This is a genomic window from Flavobacterium rhizophilum, from assembly GCF_046000485.1.
Lineage (GTDB): Bacteria > Bacteroidota > Bacteroidia > Flavobacteriales > Flavobacteriaceae > Flavobacterium > Flavobacterium rhizophilum.
Window position 1 is genome coordinate 111086 of record NZ_JBELQB010000013.1, and the last position, 17121, is coordinate 128206.

The window sequence follows — 17121 nt, forward strand, 5'->3', positions numbered from 1 at the left end:
CGCTCTTTATGCTGTATTATTTATTTGATTATTTAGACAAACATTTTGACGTTCCGGGGGCAGGGGTGTTTCAGTACATTACCTTCCGTTCGGGTATGGCAGTAATCCTTTCATTGCTTATATCAACTGTTTTCGGTAAAAAGATTATCAACTTTTTAAGAAGACAGCAAATAGGTGAAACCGTAAGGGAACTTGGTCTTGAGGGGCAGGCTCAAAAAGCGGGCACACCTACCATGGGTGGATTAATAATCATTATGGCAACCCTTATTCCGGTAATTCTTTTGGCAAAGCTGGATAATATTTATGTAATGCTGCTTATAGTCACTACACTCTGGATGGGAACCATCGGGTTTATTGACGACTATATCAAGATATTCAAAAAAGATAAAGAAGGTCTTAAAGGAAGATTTAAAGTTGTGGGACAGGTTGGTCTTGGCCTAATAGTGGGATATATACTGTATTTCCATCCGGGAGTCACGGTAAGAACAGATACTTCTAAAGGTAATATTTACAGTACCGAGCAGGTGCAGTCTAACGTAAAGGCACAGGAGGAGAAATCTACAGCAACCACCATCCCGTTCTTTAAAAATAATGAGTTTGATTATGCCGAATTGTTAGCCTGGACAGGCGATAACTATAAAAATTATGCATGGTTAATATTCATACCAATGGTAATATTTATTGTTACAGCGGTCTCTAACGGAGCTAACCTTACCGATGGTATAGACGGGCTCGCTGCAGGAACATCGGCTATAGCGGTGCTCACCCTTGGGATATTTGCATTCGTTTCGGGTAATATCATTTTTTCAAATTATCTGAATATAATGTATATACCTAACTCAGGCGAGATGACGGTGTTTATCTCAGCCTTTGTAGGGGCTTTAATAGGTTTCCTTTGGTACAATACCTATCCGGCATCGGTATTTATGGGAGATACCGGTAGTCTTACCATAGGAGGTATAATAGCGGTAATGGCTATTGCAGTTAGAAAGGAATTACTGATACCGATTTTATGCGGGATCTTTCTTGCAGAGAACCTTTCGGTAGTACTGCAGGTAGGATACTTTAAGTATACGAAGAAGAAATATGGTGAAGGCCGACGGATATTCCTGATGTCGCCACTACACCATCATTACCAGAAAAAGGGATACCATGAAAGTAAGATTGTTGCCCGTTTCTGGATTGTGGGAATACTGTTAGCCATTTTCTCACTGGTTTCATTAAAACTAAGGTAGTATGAGGTTAGTAGTTTTAGGCGGCGGAGAAAGCGGGGTAGGAACCGCAATTCTCGGAAAGAAAAAAGGATATGACGTGTTTGTGTCTGATTTCGGGAAAATAAAAAACAACTATAAAGAAGTTCTTGCACTTAATAAACTGGAGTGGGAAGAGGAGAAGCACACGGAAGAGCTAATTCTTAATGCCGATGTGGTGATGAAAAGCCCAGGTATCCCGGATAAGTCGCCCATTGTAAAGCTGCTTAAAAAGAAAGGTATTCCTGTAATATCTGAAATTGAGTTTGCCTATAAGTTTATGGATTATAAAACTATAGGTATAACCGGCAGTAACGGAAAAACCACTACAACCATGCTAACGCATTACCTGATGAGGCAGGGAGGTTTAAACATGGGGCTGGCAGGTAACATAGGTAAAAGTTTTGCCTGGCAGGTTGCGGAAAATAAACATGAGGGCTATGTGCTGGAGTTAAGCAGTTTTCAGCTGGACGGTATAGAGACTTACAGTCCTAACATAGCAGTGATAACAAATTTAAGTCCGGATCATTTGGACAGGTATGAATATAATTATGAGCTGTATATAGAAGCAAAGTTCAGGATCACCATGAATCAGACAAAAGATGATTACCTGATTTATGATGCCGATGACGTAGAGATTAACAAATGGCTCAAAAAGAATAAAACCAAAGCGAAAACCATCCCTTTTTCGCTGTCGGGAAAAGTAAAAGAGGGGATTTATGTAAAAGACAATACGATTATTTCAACCATCAATAAAGAAGAATTTACTATGCCGATCAACGAATTATCATTAGAAGGAAAGCACAACGTAAAAAATGCTATGGCAGCAACGGCAGTAGCGCAGCTTATGCGCATAAGGAAAGATACCATAAGGGAGAGTCTTTCTAATTTTCAGGGGGTTGAACACCGTTTGGAGAAAGTATTGAAAATACAAAACGTTCAGTATATAAACGATTCTAAAGCGACTAATACAAATGCTACGTTTTTTGCACTGGATAGTATGACTACTCCTACAGTATGGATTGTAGGTGGTGTTGATAAAGGTAACGACTACGACGAACTGATGTCGCTGGTAAGAGAAAAAGTTAAGGCTATTGTATGCCTTGGTGTAGATAATCATAAAATTATGAATGCCTTCAGCAATGTGGTAGACGTGATGGTTGAAACCACTAGTATGACTGAGGCAGTGAAAATAGCACAAAGCCTTGCAGAGAAAGGAGATACGGTTTTACTGTCTCCGGCATGTGCAAGCTTTGATCTTTTTGAAAATTATGAAGAGCGCGGAAAGCAGTTTAAGGCTGCCGTGCAAAATTTATAGTAAGTAACTGGTGTCATTCTGAGCGGAATGTAATGAAGCCGAAGAATCTGTAGAGATCCTTCCTTCGTCAGGATGACAAAAATGAGTAAAGATGAAAGAATTAATCAATAGCCTAAAGGGAGATAAGGGGATCTGGTCGTTTGTAGTACTACTGGCCCTTATATCATTCATGCCGGTTTTCAGTGCAAGTGCAAACCTTGTATATGTAATCGGTAAGGGGTCTACCATAGGTTATCTGGTTAAGCACCTGGTGCATATTTTTATAGGTTTTACCCTTATTTATTTTGTACACAAAGTGCCTTATCATTACTATAAAGGGTTATCCAAGATACTGTTGCCTATAGTGGCGCTGTTGCTGGTGTATACCTTTTTTCAGGGTACGGTTATAGACGGGGCTAATGCAAGCCGCTGGATAAAAGTGCCTTTTGTTGGGGTAACCTTTCAAACATCGGCCTTAGCTTCGATAGTGCTAATGGTATATGTGGCGAGGTACCTTGCTAAGATTGAAGGGAAAGAAATAACCTTCAAATCGTCGTTCATTGAGTTGTGGATTCCGGTATTTATAGTGCTGGCACTAATACTTCCGGCAAACTTTTCTACTACCGCATTAATATTCAGTATGATTTGTATGCTGGTATTTGTGGGTAAGTATCCGTTAAAATATCTGGGTACGGTAATAGGGATGGGAATATTTATGCTTCTGTTCTTTATAACGTTTGCTAAGGCATTTCCAAAGGCTATGCCTAACAGGGTGGATACATGGATATCGAGGATTGAAAGATTTACCTCTGATGAACCAAGTGAGGATGATTACCAGATTGAGAAAGCAAAAATCGCTATAGCAACCGGTAAGGTTTACGGGCTTGGGCCGGGTAAAAGTGTACAGAAGAACTTTTTGCCTCAGTCATCTTCCGACTTTATTTTCGCAATCATTGTGGAAGAGTACGGATTGTTAGGCGGAATCGGGGTGCTGTTCCTGTATCTTATGCTGTTCTTCAGGTTTCTGGTTTCGGCACATAAAGCAAAAACACTGTTTGGTAAGCTGCTCATTGTAGGGCTTGGGTTCCCTATAATATTTCAGGCACTTATCAATATGGGGGTAGCGGTAGAGCTGCTGCCTGTAACCGGGCAAACACTTCCGCTTATCAGTAGTGGTGGTAGTTCCATCTGGATGACCTGCGTTGCGGTGGGTATTATACTAAGCGTAACCAAAAAAGATGAGGAGGTAGAGCAGGAAAGACTGGAGAAGGAAGAGCGTGAAGCCGCCCTGCAACGAATGATAGACAAGCACATGGAGGAGGAAGCTGAAGATACAGAAACATCGGCAGCATACTCGATAGAGGACGGAACAAAAAATCCGATGCATGCAGTAATGGGTAAACCCTGATATATAAAACGAAGAAAAAAAGAATAATATAAAATAACAATGGCAGCAAAACGATTCATATTGAGCGGAGGAGGCACAGGAGGACACATCTATCCTGCCATTGCCATTGCAAATGAGTTAAAAACACGTTTCCCTGATTGTGAAATACTTTTTGTTGGTGCGCAGGATAAAATGGAGATGCAAAAAGTACCGCAGGCAGGATACAAAATAAAAGGCTTGTGGATAGCAGGGATACAAAGAAGGGTTACGCTTGATAATGCCCTGTTTCCAGTAAAGCTTTTAAACAGCCTGTTTAGATCAAGAAAAATTATAAGGGGGTTTAAACCTGATGTGGCTATAGGAACCGGAGGTTTTGCCAGTGGTCCGTTATTAAGGGCGGCAGAGTCTATGGGAGTGCCTACAGTGATACAGGAGCAAAATTCCTATCCGGGTATTACCAACAAATGGCTATCTAAAAAGGCTAACGCAATTTGTGTTGCTTATGATAAGCTCGACAGGTTCTTTCCGGCTTCAAAAATTGTATTTACAGGTAACCCTGTAAGGCAGGATTTGATTAGTGTGGAAAATAAAAGGGAAGAGGCGATACAACATTTTGAGCTTGACCCAAATAAAAAAACACTCCTGATTTTAGGCGGGAGCTTAGGGTCAAGACGCATAAACCAACTAATAGCAAAAGAGTTGGGCTGGTTGCTGGAGCAGGGAGTACAGGTGTTGTGGCAATGTGGCAGGTTGTATTTTGAGGAATACAGGCATTATCACGATGGTAAGCAGGTTCATGTAATGTCGTTTGTAGACAGGATGGATTTGGTATATGCCGCAGCCGATATGATTATATCACGTTCGGGAGCATCATCCGTGTCAGAGCTGTGTATTGTAGGTAAGCCGGTAGTGTTTATTCCTTCGCCAAATGTGGCAGAGGATCATCAAACCAAAAATGCACAGGCTGTTGTGAGTAAAGGCGGGGCACTGCTTTTAAAGGAATCACAGCTTGATACTGAATTTGAAAGTACATTTTCAGCGCTGCTTGCCAATAATGGACAACAGCAGGAGCTAAGTGAAAATATAAAAAAACTGGCTAAGGTAAACGCCACAAAAGATATAGTAGAAGAAATTATAAAACTGATTAAGTAGCGCTTAAGCATATATGGATTTAAACCAGATACATAACGTTTATTTTATAGGTATAGGAGGTATAGGTATGAGTGCCCTTGCCCGCTATTTTAAATCTATAGGTAAAAATGTTGCGGGGTACGACCGTACTTCAACACAGCTTACCGATGAGCTTAAGAGAAACGGAATACGTGTTCATTTTAATGACAGTATAGCACTTATAGATCTTCCGTTTCTTAATAAGAGCAATACTTTGGTTGTGGTTACTCCGGCAGTACCTAAAGAGCACTTCCAGTGGAACTACTTCCTAAAAAACGGTTTTGTAGTTAAGAAAAGAGCCGAGGTTTTAGGTATAATTACCAAAGGTACTTACTGCTTTGCAGTAGCGGGTACACATGGTAAAACTACTACATCGAGCATACTGGGACACGTATTGTATGAAAGCAAGGTGGATGTTACCGCATTTTTAGGTGGTATTGTAGAAGGCTATAACTCTAACGTAATTGGTGAGGGTAAAACCGTAACGGTAGCCGAGGCTGATGAGTTTGACCGTTCATTTCTTCATCTGCATCCTAATATGGCGTGTATAACCTCTATGGATGCTGATCATCTTGATATTTATGGGGACAGTACGGCTATAGAGGCTTCGTTTACTGAGTTTGCCAATAAGATTGAAGATAAAACCAAATTGTTTGTTACTAAAGATCTTCCGCTTAAAGGAGTAACCGTAGGTGTAGAGAATGGTAGTGACTATAATGCGGTAAATATAAGGGTACAAAATGGCTGGTATGTTTTTGATGCCGAAACACCATCAGGAAAAATTACAGATATACGATTTGCCTTACCCGGAAGGCATAACCTTACCAATGCACTTATGGCGCTGGCTATGGCTAAAACCTACGGCGTGGCAGATGGTGATATAAAAGCTGCACTTGAAAGCTTTAAGGGTGTTAAAAGACGTTTTTCATATCAGGTTAAAAAACCGGACATGGTATATATAGACGACTATGCACACCACCCAACAGAGATTGATGCTGTGCATCAGGCAGTAAGCGAACTGTACCCTAACAAAAAAGTACTGGCAATATTTCAGCCGCATTTGTTTAGCCGTACAAGAGATTTTATAGATGGTTTTGCTAAGAGCCTTTCAGCTTTTAAAAATATAGTACTGTTGGATATTTATCCGGCAAGGGAACTGCCTATTGAAGGTGTAACTTCAAAATGGCTATTGGACAAAATAGAGAATCCAAACAAAAAACTGATTTCAAAAAAGGATGTGATTCCGTTTTTGAAGATTACTGATGCCGATGTGGTTATTACCATTGGGGCGGGTGATATTGGGGAGATAGTTCCGGAAATAAAAAAGGTGCTTGATGAAAAAAATTAACTGGGATAATATAAGGCTTTTTGTAATCGCGGGAGTGGTTATTTTCCTTTATTCCTTCTCTTCAAAAAGGAACGAAAGCAGGCATTTTGTGGCTGCCGACGTAGAATTTGCGGATACTGAGGAGTTTATTACCCCGGAGAAAGTTAATAAGTTGTTGATACAAAATTTTAACAGTGTTGCGAGCATAACGAAAGAAAAATTAGATTTGAATAGCGTGGAGAAAAGACTCGAATCCAATCCTATGATTGACGATGCGGAGGTGTTTGCCACGGTAGACGGCAGGCTGAAGGCTGTTGTAAGGCAAAGGGTTCCTGTAGCAAGGGTTTATGAAGGGGGAGAGTCGTACTACATTGATTACAAGGGGGCTGAAATGCCGTTATCTGAGAATTCAACCGCCAGGGTTTTGTTGTTAAACGGAGCCCTTAACGTCGTTGATAAAAGTAAGCTTTATTCGTTAGTTAGATATATTTATGATGATGCTTTTTTAAGGAAGAATATCATTGGGATAGAAGTAACGCCAAACGGATCGCTAAAAATGATGAATCGCAATTATAATTATGTGATACTTTTTGGCAGGATGGTAAATGTAGAGAAGAAGTTTAATAATTATAAGGCATTTTTTCAAAATGCAGTGAAGGATACATTGATAGAGAATTACAAAACGATAAATCTGAAATTTACACAACAGGTTGTGTGCACCAAAAATTAGGATATGGAAAAAGATAACATTGCAGTAGGTCTGGATATCGGGACAACAAAGATTGTTGCCATGATAGGTAAAAGAAATGAGTACGGAAAGCTTGAAATTTTGGGTGTTGGTAAATCCAAAAGCCTTGGTGTTGCCAGAGGAGTTGTTAATAATATTACACAAACTATCCAGTCTATACAGCAGGCCGTACAGGAAGCTGAGGCAGATAGCGGATATAAAATAAACGATGTGGTGGTGGGTATTGCCGGCCAGCACATAAGGAGTATTCAGCATAGTGATTATATCAGCAGGCATAATCCTGAAGAGGTAATTGGTGATGCAGATATCGACCTTTTAATAAACCAGGTGCACAAACTGGCTATGCTGCCGGGAGAGGAAATTATCCATGTATTGCCGCAGGAATTTAAAATAGACGGACAAACAGAGATAAAAGAGCCTATTGGTATGTATGGTGGCAGGCTGGAGTCTAGTTTCCATGTAGTGGTAGGGCAGGCTTCTTCCATAAGGAATGTGGGCAGGTGTATTAAGAGTTCGGGATTAGATCTTTCAGGTTTAACATTGGAGCCATTGGCTTCTGCTGATGCAGTTTTAAGTCAGGAAGAGAAAGAGGCAGGTGTAGCGCTTATTGATATAGGGGGTGGTACAACAGATCTTGCCATATTTAAAGACGGAATAATTCGCCACACGGCAGTAGTGCCATTTGGCGGAAACGTAATAACAGAGGATATAAAAGAGGGCTGCTCTATTATAGAGAAGCAGGCAGAATTGCTTAAAATAAAATTTGGTTCGGCCTGGCCGGGTGAAAACAAGGATAATGAGATTGTTTCCATACCTGGTTTAAGGGGGAGAGAGCCAAAAGAGATTTCACTAAAAAACCTTTCTAAAGTTATCCATGCCAGAGTAGTGGAGATTATAGAACAGGTATTTGCAGAGATTAAGGCTTACGGGCACGAAGATCCGCGCAAAAAACTGATAGCAGGTATAGTGTTAACAGGTGGTGGTTCTCAGCTTAAGCATATTAAGCAACTAGTAGAGTACATAACAGGTATGGATACCAGAATTGGATATCCTAACGAGCACCTTGCAGGGAATTCAGACGAGGAAATATCAAGTCCACTTTATGCTACGGCAGTAGGTCTTGTAATGAATAGTTTGAGAAACAACACACGCAGTGCAACACCAATAGGTGAAGTTAGGGAGCCGGAACCGGTAAAACAGCCAGAGGTAAATGTACAGGCAACCGTTACAGCACCGGTTCAGGAAATGGAAGAGGTGTCGGTTGAAAATGAAGGCAAAGAGAAGAGCAGTGACGACTCAACAGAGAGAAAAGTTAAGAAGTCGTTTTTTGATAAATATATAGATAGGATTAAAGAATTTTTAGATAACGCAGAGTAAAACCCGGTTGATTATGATGAGCAATGAAGAATTTGGAAGCATTTCGTTTGATTTACCAAAGAACCAGTCAAACGTAATCAAGGTAATTGGTGTAGGCGGTGGCGGAAGCAACGCTATCAATTACATGTTTAAACAGGGAATCAAGGGAGTAGATTTTGTAGTGTGTAATACTGATTCTCAGGCACTGCAAAACAGTACAGTTCCAAACAAGATACAGTTAGGTGTAAGCCTTACCGAAGGTCTTGGGGCAGGGGCTAACCCGGAAGTAGGACAGCAGTCTGCTTTAGAGAGTATTGAGGAAATAGAAAAAATGCTTGATACTAATACCAAAATGGTATTTATTACAGCAGGTATGGGTGGTGGTACCGGTACAGGTGCTGCTCCGGTAATCGCAAAACTTGCCAAAGAGCGAGATGTGCTTACTGTGGGTATTGTTACCATACCATTCCAGTTTGAGGGTAAAGTGCGCTCAGAACAAGCCATGCTTGGAGTTGAAAGACTTCGAAAGCAGGTAGATTCTTTAATCGTTATCAATAATAATAAATTAAGAGAAGTATATGGTAACCTTGGCTTTAAGGCAGGGTTCTCTAAAGCCGACGAGGTGTTAGCTACGGCCTCAAGAGGTATTGCAGAGGTAATTACACATCACTATACTCAAAATATTGACCTTAAGGATGCCAAAACAGTATTGGCAAACAGCGGTACGGCAATAATGGGGTCGGCAGTATCATCAGGCGAAAGCCGTGCTAAAGATGCTATTGTAGATGCATTAGATTCTCCGCTGCTTAATGATAATAAAATTACAGGTGCTAAAAACGTACTATTGCTAATCGTTTCGGGTACTAATGAGATAACTATTGATGAGATAGGTGAGATTAACGATCACATCCAGACTGAGGCAGGTTACAATGCTAACATTATTATGGGTGTTGGTGAAGACGAGTCTTTAGGGGAAGCTATCTCTGTAACCATTATTGCTACAGGTTTTAATGTGGAGCAGCAAAACGAGATAGTAAATACCGAGCCTAAAAAGATTATCCATGCACTTGAAGAAGAGCAAAAGCTTGAAAGTGAACTAAACCAAAGGTCGGTAATGTCGTCTTTTGACTTTGCTACAAAGCCTGAACCTGCTATTGAAGAGAAAGCAGAAGTTGAGAAGGAAGTGAAAGCTGAAGAGCCTCAGGAAGAAAAAAAGGTCGTTTTTACACTGGAGGATGATGAAGAGGAAGAATTTCAGGTGTCACAACCTGTAGCCGAAACTAATACAGAGGTGGAGAACGAACTGGTTCCTACTACTGATTACATTAATAATCTTGATGTGTTCTTTGAGATAGTTTCGCCACAAAAAGAGCAACCAAAGGCTTTTGAGCCCGAAATTGTTGAGGCTAAAACCAAAGTAAGGGATATAAGAGATATTGAGGTTGTAGACCCTGAGTTTGTAGTGGCTCCTAAAGAAGAGCAGATAAGCTTCTCTTTCGACCTTAATAATACAGAAAATATAAGAAGGGAAGAGCCAAAAGAGCAAAAAACACTTTTTTCTCTTGATGAGGAAGTAAAGGAAATACAGGTTAAAGATCCGGTACAGGTAGTTCCTATGACCGAGGTTAACGAAAGCGGTGTTGTAAGGTATTCTTTAGAGGAATATCTGGAAAAAGAAAACGAACTGCTGGAATCTAAACCTCAGGATAAAGTAAAAGAAGAGCCTGTTGAAGAGTCGCTTAATATAACGCTTAAGAAAACTGAAGAGCCGGCTAAACCACAGCAGAGCTTCAATGAGCTTTCTCCGGTAGAGATGACTATTGAGGAAACTTTAAGGTTAAGAGCAGAGGAACGCAGAAAGAAAATGAAGGAGTTTAATTATAAATTCCACAACAGTTCTGCAAAGATTGATGAAATTGAAAAAGAACCTGCTTACAAAAGGATGGGAATTGACCTGGATGCCTCTAAGGCAGATAACAGCAAGTCAAGGTTTTCGTTAGGAACAGACAGTAATGATGATTTACAGCTACGTTCTAACAATTCTTTCCTTCACGACAATGTAGATTAAACTAACCCAAATGTGATTCTTTAACCCGAAAGCCTTAATAACTTTCGGGTTAATTTTTTATATTCGCATCACATTTAAAAACCTGTACTTATGAGTTTACAAACGGAAATCATGGACGCCATGAAAACAGCCATGAAGGCAAAAGATACAGTAGCGTTAGAAGCGCTTAGAGCTGTTAAATCGGCTTTATTACTGGCTCAAACTGAGAGCGGTGCTAAAGAAGATGTAGCTCAGGAAGAGGAAATTAAACTTTTACAAAAGCTGGTTAAGCAAAGAAAAGACAGCGCAGCTATATATATAGAGCAGGGCAGGGAAGACCTTGCTAAGCCAGAACTTGACCAGGCAGCTATTATTGAGCAGTTCTTGCCGGCTCAGTTAACTGAAGAGGAGGTTGAAGCTAAAGTTAAGGCTATTATAGAGGCTAACGGTTTCTCTGGTATGGCAGATATGGGGAAAACTATGGGAGCCGCTACTAAAGAGCTTGCCGGTTCGGCAGATGGTAAAACTATATCATCTGTTGTTAAAAGGCTTCTTTCTTAAAATAAAGCAATTTATATATTGCATATAATTTTTTGGTAGGCCGCGTAGTTCAACTGGATAGAATATCAGATTTCGGCTCTGAGGGTTGGGGGTTCGAACCCCTCCGCGGTCACTTTAAATTAGCATCATTGATTTATAAATCGGTGATGCTTTTTTTGTTCTGTATTTCTTTTAAACAGTTTCTGTTTTTATTTGCTTAACTTTTAGAAGTCAATTTGTTTGCATTATTGTTGAATCTATATTTTTTAGCATTTTTTTTGTAAGATTTTATCCTTTTTGTGTTGTTGAGAGATAAGTAGTAAAACTTCTTCTTTTGTGTTAAAAAGTAAAAATTCGTCTCTTTTTTTATGGAAAATATATGTTTTGTTTAAAAAAGGATAAAACAAATAAAATTATAACATCACGGTGTTATTTTGTTTTTTTTAACAAAAAACGCAAAATAAACATAGTGTTAAATTTTTATCATTTAAAATTTTAGTATTTTCGAAGTTGTTAAACAAACTGCTAAAATATTTAATATGAAAAAAATTACGCTATTGCTTTTCATGCTCTTAGCGGCGACGAGCGGTTACTCGCAACTTGCCCAAGAAGGGTTTGAGGGTACCTGGCCACCTACAGGCTGGGGAATTTACAACAATGGGTCGGGATTGGTGCAATCTTGGAAACACACAGATCCTCTTAATACTTTTTATCCTCCTTATGAGGGTACTTATGCTGCTTTTGTTGATAGGGAAACTGCAATGCCTGGGAACGATACTCCTCAGGATTGGTTAGTTACACCATCAGTATCTCTTCCTGCAAATGCTCAATTACGTTTTTTCTCGAGGTTAACTCTTAATGGAGATAACGGAGGTTTGTATCGTATAATGGTATCTACTAGTACTGATGCTTCAGATTTAGATGCTTATACTGAGGTAGTTGAATGGGAAGAGCTTGATCTTAATCCTGTTCAGACAGAGTATAACGAAGTGGTTGTATCACTTTCAAGTTTTGCTGCCGGTACAAACGTGTATATTGCTTTCGTAATGGAAGGTAATAATGCAGATCGTTGGTTAGTGGATAATGTTACTGTTGTAGAAGAGTGTCTTGTGCCGGAAAATCTTATGGCAGAAGATATGGGGCTTAACAGTGCTCATTTAACTTGGGATGCAGGAGCATCGACAGCTTGGGAGGTTGAAGTTCTTCCTGTTGATGATGCAGCTACAGGTACAGGTGTAAGTGTTACTGGTACAGCTGAATATGATCCTACTACTTTGATTGAGGATACAGATTATAAATTTTATGTGAAATCTGTTTGTGAAGAAGGTGTTAACGAGAGTGAGTGGGCTGGTCCGTACTTTTTTAGTACTGTAGGCTTAGGAGATACTTGTGCTGCACCTCTTGAAATTACTTCACTGCCGTTTTCAACTACAGATAACACATCTAACTATGGTGATGATTATGATGGAATACCTGGATTAAGCTGTGTGCCTAATGAGTGGAGTGCATATTTAAGTGGTGACGATGTGGTTTACTCTTATACTGCTCCGGCAGATGGTACTATTAGCGTAGACCTTACAGATGTACTTCAGTATTCCGGAATATTTATTTATAGTTCTTGTGATGATATAGGTGTAAACTGTTTAGATGGTGCTTATTATGACTGGAATGAAATTCCGGCATCTATACCAAATTTTGCTGTAACAGCTGGAACAACTTATTATTTTGTTATATCTACATATGCCTCTCCTCAGGCTACTCCATATACCTTACTTATTCAGGAGGTGCATTGTGAAAAGCCGGTTGGGTTGCCTACAACCAATATTGGTTTAACATCAGTAGATCTTTCATGGGATGAAATGGGAACTGCTACATCATGGGAATATGTTGTACAGGCACCGGGGTCAGGTGTTCCGCCAGGTGCTGGTACTACTGCCGACTCTAATACAAACTTCCCTGTTTCAGGTTTAACGGCAGCTACTCCTTATGAGTATTATGTAAGAGCTGATTGCGGTGACGGTACATTTAGTGCTTGGGCTGGTCCTTACCTGTTCAATACAATGGTATGTGAAGTTGAAGATCAGTGTACACTTACATTTATAATGACTTCTCAATGGGGAGGTTTTGATGATAATACAATGAATGTTTCTCAAAACGGAGTTACACTTGCTGTTCTTGGTCCTGATTTTACCTGGGAAGATGGTACAGGTCCTGTAGAAGTAGAGGTACAGGTGTGTAATGGGATGCCTGTAGATTTATTTTGGAATGTAGGCGGATGGTCTAGCGATATTGGTATAGCTATAAGAAACTCATTTGATCAAATTATATATGAAAAAGCAATAGGTGAAGGTACATCGGGTACTTTACTTTATTCTGAAACAGTAAACTGTGACACTCCTATGTGTGTTCCTCCAACTAGCTTAGCGGTTTCTAACGAAACTATGACTACTGCAGATTTAAGCTGGCTAGGAACAGAAACAGGTGAGTGGGATTATTATATTGTTGAAGCAGGAGGTGATGCTCCTACTGATGCTACAGAGGGTACTTCTACTACAGAAAACCCTGTAACTGCAGATGGCTTAGAAGCTGCAACAAACTATGAATATTATGTAAGATATGTTTGTTCTGACACTGAAAACAGTGGATGGGCAGGCCCGTTTGCCTTTAATACCGAGGTTTGTAATCCTGAAGACAAGTGTACTTTTGTATTTGAAATGACCAGTGTTAATGGTTGGGGATGGGAAAGTAACACTATGACCGTTTCTCAGGGAGGTGTTCCTGTAGCAACTATTGGTGATACATTTACCTGGGGTTACTCAGGTACTGTTGAAATTCCATTATGTCCTGATGTTGAGATTGAAGTATTTTGGAATGTAGGTGGATGGGATGATTATGAGAAAGGTCTTGTAATTTACAGCCCGTTTGCTGAAGATGTTTATACCATGACTCCTGGTACAGAGACTCAAGGTACAGTTGTTATTGAAGGTCCGGTATCTTGTGATCCGCCACCATGTCCTAAACCACAAAACCTAACAGCTACTGATTTACAGCTTAACTCAGCTTTATTAGGTTGGGATGAAATGGGTACTGCAACTACATGGGAGATATGGGTACTTCCTTATGGTTCACCTGAACCAACTGAAGCGGGTGAGGTTATTACAGATAATCCATACCTTGCAGAAAATCTTCAGTCAGGGACTCCTTATGTATTCTATGTAAGAGCAAACTGTGGAGACGAAGACGGCTACAGCACGTGGTCTGGTCCATTTGCCTTCACAACTGCTATTGAAAATAACGATTGTGCTAATGCTACAGAAGCACCGGTTAACCCGGGTGTAGACTGTATTGAAAGTGTTACGGGTACTGTAACAGGTGCAAACTCTTCTGGAACTATGGCTAGCTGTAACTGGCAGGCGCCTGCTTATGATGTTTGGTATTCATTTACTGCTACAGAAGCTACACATTCTGTTTCTATTAATAATATGGAAGGCGGTTATTACTATATGAATATTTATGAAGGTGCCGACTGTGATGCATTAACAGATATTTACTGTGGTTATGATACTGCAACAACAGTATCTGGTCTTACACCTGGTGAAACTTATTATATACAGGTGTTTGCTGATTATCTTAATAATCCTACAGCACCAACTTCATTTGAACTTTGTGTGTTAACTCCGGCATCAATTATTGCTGATAATACAACTTATTCTGTAGAAGAAATTGTAACAGAGGTACTTATTACTTCAGAATGTGCTCAGGTAAGTAATATTTCATGGTCTACAGGTACTTCAAACGACTGGGGCGGTGAAAATGGTATTGCAATGTTTGATAAAGGTATGTCTGGTTTCCCAATGCAGAAGGGTGTTATCCTTGCAACTGGTAACGCTATGAGTTCTCCTGGTCCTAATACAAATACCCTAAGTGAAGGTTTCTGGCCAGGTGATGATGATTTATATAATTATATCGTAAATTCTGGTATCGATCCTGATTTATGGAGTTATAACGATGCTACTGTTCTTGAGTTCGACTTTGTTCCGTTAACTAATCATATTAGTTTCCCATTTGTATTTGCTTCTGAAGAGTATGGTACATACCAGTGTTCTTTCTCAGATGCGTTTGCTTTCTTCCTTACAGATGTTACGAATGGTACCCCAACAGAGAACCTTGCGGTAATTCCGGGTACAGATATTCCTGTTTCGGTTGTAACAATCAGGAATAGCATGTACAACTCTGGTTGTGGTGATGCAAATGTTAATTATTTTGATAGTTACTATGAATTAGGAGATATGTCTGCTCCAATCAATTATAATGGTAATACTGTATTAATGGCTGCTCAGGCAGATGTTGTTATGGGTAATACTTACCATATTAAACTTGTAATTGCAGACAGAAATGATAACTCAATGGACTCTGCAGTATTCATCGGTCCGTTTGATATCGGTCAGATCAATCTTGGAGATGACTTACTTGTAGATAACGGTAATGCATTATGTGAAGGAGGGGAATATGTGCTGGATTCTGGTCTAGACCCTGAAGATTATGAAATAATCTGGACTCATACAGATGCGAATGGTGTTGAAACTGAATTGGAAGAGACAGGTACTTCAGTTGTGATTACAGAACCTGGTACATATACCATTAGTGCTACATATTTATCGTCAACATGTATAGGTAATGATTCTGTAGTAATAGAATACTTCCCTTCGGTTAATGAAGCAATAGACTTATTTGCCTGCGATAGCTCAGGGTTCGATACTTTTGATTTAACACAAAATGAAGCGGTAATTCTTGCTGGTTTCAATGCGGCTGATTATGAGGTTACTTATTACCTTACAGAAGAAGATGCATTAGCAGAGGAGAATGCAGTAGATGCTTCATTTACAAATACAGTTCAGTTTGGTCAGCCATTATTCGCAAGAGTTGAAGGTCTTGTTACCGGATGTGTTTCTGTAAAACCGTTTAACGTTGTTGTAGAAGATAATCCGCCACAATTTACAGTGACTGATGATTTCTCTATATGTGAAGGAACGTCAGGAACAATTACAGTAACTCCGGTTGATTTTGATTTAGCCGATGTAACAATAAGCTGGACTCGTAATGATGAAGGATTAGCAGATACTACAGCAAGTATCACTGTTACTGAGGGTGGTGTTTATGAAGTGACTGTAAATAATAATGGTTGTTTAAGTACTGCTGCAATACAGGTGACTTTAGTTGAAATGCCTGTAGCAGATATGATAGAAGATTTAACGTCATGTGGTGCTTATGTGCTTCCTGCATTAAGCGAAAATAATAACTATTATACTGGTGCCGGTGCAACAGGCGATATGCTTGCTGTGGGTGATGAAATAACAACAGATCAAACTGTTTACATCTTCGCTCAGGTTCCTGGTACTGAATGTTCTGACGAGAGCAGCTTTATGGTGACTGTGGTTCCTGCTCCTCAATTTGAAGTAACCGGAGATTGTATAAACAATGAATTTGTACTTCAGGTTAACTTCCTGGACGGTACTTATAGTAGTGCTAATGTAATGTTTGAGTGGTTTGACCCAACCGGGGCTACACTAACAACAGAGACTAATGCTGTAGCAACTATGCAGGGTGCTTATCAGGTAACTATAACTCCTACAGAGTATGATGAAGCTTGTCCGTTTGTTATGGAATACGAGGTAGAGAATCCAAATTGTATGATTCAAAAAGGTATCTCTCCAAACGGGGATACAATGAACGATAACTTCGACCTTACAGGATTTAATGTATCTAAACTAAGCATCTTTAACCGTTATGGTGAAGAAGTTTACAGCAAGTCTAACTATATCGATGAATGGTATGGACAAAGTGATAATGGTAAAGAGCTGCCAACAGGTACTTACTATTATGCTATTGAGCGTGTAAATGGTGATAATAAAACCGGTTGGATTTACATTAACAGAGAGGAGAACTAAGAATAAATTTAAAGGCAAACAGGCTGCGGAACCCTTTACAGGGTTCCCCGG

General features: G+C 39.8%; 10 protein-coding genes and 1 tRNA gene. All 11 read left to right on the forward strand.

The features are described 5' to 3' along the window. The first annotated feature begins 8 nt into the window (after positions 1-8). Complete coding sequence (gene mraY / locus ABS768_RS15570) at positions 9-1235, forward strand: phospho-N-acetylmuramoyl-pentapeptide-transferase (protein ID WP_408075873.1); 1227 nt, start codon at positions 9-11, stop codon at positions 1233-1235. A gap of 1 nt (position 1236) precedes the next feature. Next, a complete protein-coding gene (gene murD, locus ABS768_RS15575) occupies positions 1237-2568 on the forward strand; it encodes a UDP-N-acetylmuramoyl-L-alanine--D-glutamate ligase (RefSeq protein WP_408075874.1) in 1332 nt (443 codons plus the stop codon). Between the two features lie 91 nt (positions 2569-2659). Next, entirely contained in the window at positions 2660-3955 is a 1296-nt protein-coding gene (locus ABS768_RS15580; protein WP_408075875.1) for an FtsW/RodA/SpoVE family cell cycle protein, read from the forward strand. 39 nt (positions 3956-3994) lie between these two features. Then, positions 3995-5086: an undecaprenyldiphospho-muramoylpentapeptide beta-N-acetylglucosaminyltransferase gene (murG, locus tag ABS768_RS15585; protein WP_408075876.1), complete on the forward strand. Its 1092-nt coding sequence runs from the start codon at positions 3995-3997 to the stop codon at positions 5084-5086. A 13-nt stretch (positions 5087-5099) separates the two neighbouring features. Continuing rightward, the gene (gene murC / locus ABS768_RS15590) at positions 5100-6452 is read left to right on the forward strand and encodes a UDP-N-acetylmuramate--L-alanine ligase (protein ID WP_408075877.1); all 1353 of its coding nucleotides are present in this window, start codon (positions 5100-5102) and stop codon (positions 6450-6452) included. Continuing rightward, a complete protein-coding gene (locus ABS768_RS15595; RefSeq protein WP_408075878.1) occupies positions 6439-7161 on the forward strand; it encodes a cell division protein FtsQ/DivIB in 723 nt (240 codons plus the stop codon). The genes murC and ABS768_RS15595 overlap by 14 nt, the downstream gene beginning before the upstream one ends. A 3-nt stretch (positions 7162-7164) precedes the next feature. Further along, the gene (gene ftsA / locus ABS768_RS15600; RefSeq protein ID WP_408075879.1) at positions 7165-8556 is read left to right on the forward strand and encodes a cell division protein FtsA; all 1392 of its coding nucleotides are present in this window, start codon (positions 7165-7167) and stop codon (positions 8554-8556) included. Positions 8557-8569: 13 nt separating this feature from the next. Beyond that, a complete protein-coding gene (ftsZ, locus tag ABS768_RS15605; RefSeq protein WP_408075880.1) occupies positions 8570-10603 on the forward strand; it encodes a cell division protein FtsZ in 2034 nt (677 codons plus the stop codon). Positions 10604-10693: 90 nt separating this feature from the next. Further along, positions 10694-11143: a GatB/YqeY domain-containing protein gene (locus ABS768_RS15610; protein ID WP_408075881.1), complete on the forward strand. Its 450-nt coding sequence runs from the start codon at positions 10694-10696 to the stop codon at positions 11141-11143. Positions 11144-11181: 38 nt separating this feature from the next. Next, positions 11182-11255: transfer RNA gene (locus tag ABS768_RS15615), tRNA-Arg, on the forward strand. 406 nt (positions 11256-11661) lie between these two features. Continuing rightward, positions 11662-17070, forward strand: a complete 5409-nt coding sequence (locus tag ABS768_RS15620) for a choice-of-anchor L domain-containing protein (RefSeq protein ID WP_408075882.1) — start codon at positions 11662-11664, stop codon at positions 17068-17070. Positions 17071-17121 lie beyond the last annotated feature (51 nt).

Bases quoted from the DNA above. Each gene is read 5' to 3' on its own strand.
- ABS768_RS15610 (WP_408075881.1), top strand. From the start codon at position 10,694: ATGAGTTTACAAACGGAAATCATGGACGCCATGAAAACAGCCATGAAG.
- ABS768_RS15620 (WP_408075882.1), top strand. From the start codon at position 11,662: ATGAAAAAAATTACGCTATTGCTTTTCATGCTCTTAGCGGCGACGAGC.
- ftsA (WP_408075879.1), top strand. From the start codon at position 7,165: ATGGAAAAAGATAACATTGCAGTAGGTCTGGATATCGGGACAACAAAG.
- ftsZ (WP_408075880.1), top strand. From the start codon at position 8,570: ATGATGAGCAATGAAGAATTTGGAAGCATTTCGTTTGATTTACCAAAG.
- murD (WP_408075874.1), top strand. From the start codon at position 1,237: ATGAGGTTAGTAGTTTTAGGCGGCGGAGAAAGCGGGGTAGGAACCGCA.
- murG (WP_408075876.1), top strand. From the start codon at position 3,995: ATGGCAGCAAAACGATTCATATTGAGCGGAGGAGGCACAGGAGGACAC.
- ABS768_RS15580 (WP_408075875.1), top strand. From the start codon at position 2,660: ATGAAAGAATTAATCAATAGCCTAAAGGGAGATAAGGGGATCTGGTCG.
- ABS768_RS15595 (WP_408075878.1), top strand. From the start codon at position 6,439: ATGAAAAAAATTAACTGGGATAATATAAGGCTTTTTGTAATCGCGGGA.
- murC (WP_408075877.1), top strand. From the start codon at position 5,100: ATGGATTTAAACCAGATACATAACGTTTATTTTATAGGTATAGGAGGT.
- mraY (WP_408075873.1), top strand. From the start codon at position 9: ATGCTGTATTATTTATTTGATTATTTAGACAAACATTTTGACGTTCCG.